Consider the following 3,385-nt stretch of genomic DNA (forward strand, 5'->3'; position numbering starts at 1 on the left):
ACGAAATTCCACATGAAATAACGCATGTACATATTGCCGATCTGGTATTTGAAAAGGTAATTGATATTGTCAAACAAGCCCGGGAAATGACTGTCGTCGAAGCCCATCAGGGTTTTATATTCCTCTACGTGTCTTGGCTCATCACTGTACATCCTTGGGAAAGGAGTAGTCCTGTCATATTCATAATCGGTTTTCTTACCGGCTACTTCATATTTGGTATCGCCTTTTCTATAGACGTTTTTGCCTTCAGTAAGGCTTACTTTTTCAGAATTGTAGTTAGGGCCGAACAATAATGGCCTGTCTCCGTACTGTTCCCTGTTCAGGTAACTCAGGAAAGAGAATGCATTGTCTGGATTACTGTTGTTCAGGTTTGGATTGGCCTTAGCCCTGATGATGATCATTGCAAAGGAGCAATAGCCAAAAACGATCAGTACTGTAGACAGCAAAGCCAGGTTCAAAATCTTTTTCTGTGTTTTGATGGAATAACGGATACCCCAGGTAAAACCGGCGATCAGCAGGATAGCGAAAAAGACTACTCCTGTTCCGAAGCCCATGCCCAGAGTATTTACAAAGAACAAGTCGAAGTAAGCACCGAAGGATACTACATACTGGATAATACCATATTGTACAAAGGCAAGGATCAGGATACCAACCGCGAAGGTTTTGATAATGCCAACGTTTGTAGGGTTTTTAGTTTTCTTGAAATAATAAACAAAGGCAATTGCCGGAATGGTCAGTAAGTTCAGTAAGTGGATACCGATGGATAATCCCATGATGTAGGCAATAAACAGCAACCACCTGTCAGCACGCGGCTCATCGGCAACTGCTTCCCATTTAAGGATACCCCAGAATACTATAGCTGTAAACAGTGAGGAAAGTGCATATACCTCAGATTCTACTGCTGAGAACCAGAAACTGTCCGAGTAAGTATAGGCCAGTGCACCAACTACACCTGCGCCCATAATCGTGATCAGGTCGCCCGTTGTAAGGTCTTCGTTGCGTTTCGGGATCATCTTTTTGGCAAGCGCCGTGATGGTCCAGAACAGGAATAATATAGTAGCCGCACTTGCCAGGGCAGAACCTACGTTCATAAAGTAGGCGATCTTGTGGATATCACCAAAGGCAAATATGGAGAAGAAACGTTGTATCATTAAGAACAATGGAGCACCAGGCTGATGCACTACCTGCATTTTAAAGGCAGAGGCTATAAACTCTCCACAATCCCAGAAACTAACCGAGGGCTCTAAAGTGAGTATATAGGTAAAGCTGGCAATGATAAAACAGAGCCATCCCGTAATGTTATTAATTTTTGAGTAGTTCATTTTGTATTTGTTATCTGATATGGGCTATAAAAATGCAGCCGAAAATAATCAATAAGATTGACATAAATACATACATTATTTTAGTTTAACAAAAAATAACGCCTCAAATACCCCTGGAAGAGGTTTTTAGAATTATTTTCAATTTTTTTGCACGAGGATTTGCAATTATCAAAAATCTGCGTAGATTTGCATTCCATTTCAAAGCAACCCTTTGTTGATTTGAAGGAAGATTGCCCGATAGTATAAAGGTAGTACAACGGTTTTTGGTACCGTTTGTCTAGGTTCGAATCCTGGTCGGGCAACTAAACATATTCGGATTGTGAGGTAAAATACGCAATCCGATTTTTTTTAACCCAGTGTTGATACCCGTCTAATCATGCCACTGCAATTCAATCCCGTTAAACTTTTTGCCGGTACAGGTACAAAAGCTTTAGCCCTCAAGATCGCCGAAAGTTACGGCAGACCACTTGGTAGTGTTTCTATTAACAGGTTTAGCGATGGTGAATTTCAGCCCGCATATGATGAATCAGTAAGAGGATGTGACGTTTTCCTTATCCAGTCTACTTACCAGCCTTCTGACAATCTAATGGAATTGCTCCTGATGGTTGATGCCGCAAAAAGAGCTTCAGCGCATTACATTACTGCTATTGTTCCTTATTACGGTCTGGCAAGACAAGACAGGAAAGACAGGCCGCGTCAGGCAATTGGTGCAAAACTGGTAGCTAACCTGCTGAAATCTGCCGGGATCCACAGGATCATGACTATGGATTTGCATGCAGCCCAGATACAGGGATTTTTTGATATCCCGGTAGATCACCTTGATGGCTCAATCATTTTTGTGCCTTATATCAAGAGCCTGAAACTGGATAACCTGACTATAGCCTCGCCAGATATGGGCGGTTCTTACAGGGCACGTACTTTTGCAAAGTTCTTTAATGCAGAGGTTGTGATTTGTGATAAACGTCGTAAACGTGCAAATGAGATCGAATCAATGTCGATCATTGGAGATGTAACAGATATGGATATCGTACTAATCGATGATATTTGTGATACTGCAGGTACTTTGGCTAAAGCTGCTGCACTGATCATGGAAAAGGGAGCGAAGAGTGTAAGAGCAGTTTGTACGCACCCTGTATTATCAGGTAAAGCTTACGAAACGGTTGAAAATTCTGTACTGACGGAACTGATCGTAACAGATTCAATTCCACTGAAACAGGAAAGTTCAAAAATCAGGGTACTAAGTACAGCTGAGCTTTTTGCAAAGGCCATTGCCAATGTAAATGAGCATGGGTCAATCAGTGATCTGTTTAAAATAGATTAAAACAGCCGGCGAAGGCCAGCGGTGACAAAAAGAATAAATAACAATTAATATAAAATAAAAATGAAAACAATCGCAATTAGCGGTTCTCCAAGAGAGAACGTAGGGAAACGCGATGCCAAGGAACTTCGTTACGAAGGTAAGGTTCCGGCGGTATTGTATGGTGGAAAAGAGCAACAACACTTCGCAGTAGTTATTGCTGACTTAAGAGATGTTATTTATACCCCGGATGTAAACTTTGTGGAGATTGATCTTAACGGTACTAAAACTAAAGCTATCGTAAAAGACACTCAGTTTCACCCACTTACCGATGTATTGATGCACATCGATTTCCTTCAGTTATTCGACGAGAAAGAAATCGTTATGGAGATCCCGGTTAAATTAACAGGAACTTCTCCAGGTGTTAAAATGGGGGGTAAATTAATCCAGAAATTACGTAAACTGCGCGTTAAGGCATTACCAGCTAACATGCCACAAAACGTAGAAGTAAGCTTAGAGAAATTAGAAGTAGGTAGTTTATCTCGTGTTCGTGACCTTAAAGGTGATAAATACGTAATCACTAACACTCCTGAAGATACGATCGTTTCTGTTGCAATGTCTAGAGCATTAAAACAAGCAGAAACTGAAGCTGCTAAAGGTAAAAAATAATCAAGCTTTCTTGATTTTAAAGAAAACGGCTCGAATTTTTTCGAGCCGTTTTTTTTTGTGTTAATATTTTTGCAGATAGTCTTTCCGATACCAAGTC

Annotated in this window: 3 protein-coding genes and 1 tRNA gene; 3 read left to right on the forward strand and 1 reads right to left on the reverse strand. The window is 40.8% G+C overall.

Annotation, left to right across the window (positions count from 1 at the left end; genetic code table 11):
• Nucleotides 1-1,322 (reverse strand): glycosyltransferase family 117 protein (locus ABWY16_RS13650; protein ID WP_353905199.1); only part of this gene is annotated, 1,322 nt, incomplete at its 3' end.
• A gap of 231 nt (nt 1,323-1,553) precedes the next feature.
• Here ABWY16_RS13650 and ABWY16_RS13655 point away from each other — a divergent pair.
• From ABWY16_RS13655 to ABWY16_RS13665, 3 genes are all read left to right on the forward strand, one after another.
• Nucleotides 1,554-1,624, forward strand: a tRNA-Gln gene (locus ABWY16_RS13655).
• A 74-nt stretch (nt 1,625-1,698) separates the two neighbouring features.
• Entirely contained in the window at nt 1,699-2,643 is a 945-nt protein-coding gene (locus ABWY16_RS13660; RefSeq protein WP_353905200.1) for a ribose-phosphate pyrophosphokinase, read from the forward strand.
• A 60-nt stretch (nt 2,644-2,703) separates the two neighbouring features.
• Entirely contained in the window at nt 2,704-3,288 is a 585-nt protein-coding gene (locus ABWY16_RS13665) for a 50S ribosomal protein L25/general stress protein Ctc (protein ID WP_353905201.1), read from the forward strand.
• The last annotated feature ends 97 nt before the right edge of the window (nt 3,289-3,385 follow it).

The sequence above is a fragment of the Pedobacter sp. genome (assembly GCF_040513095.1).
Classification (GTDB): domain Bacteria; phylum Bacteroidota; class Bacteroidia; order Sphingobacteriales; family Sphingobacteriaceae; genus Pedobacter.

Bases quoted from the DNA above. Each gene is read 5' to 3' on its own strand.
- ABWY16_RS13660 (WP_353905200.1), top strand. From the start codon at position 1,699: ATGCCACTGCAATTCAATCCCGTTAAACTTTTTGCCGGTACAGGTACA.
- ABWY16_RS13665 (WP_353905201.1), top strand. From the start codon at position 2,704: ATGAAAACAATCGCAATTAGCGGTTCTCCAAGAGAGAACGTAGGGAAA.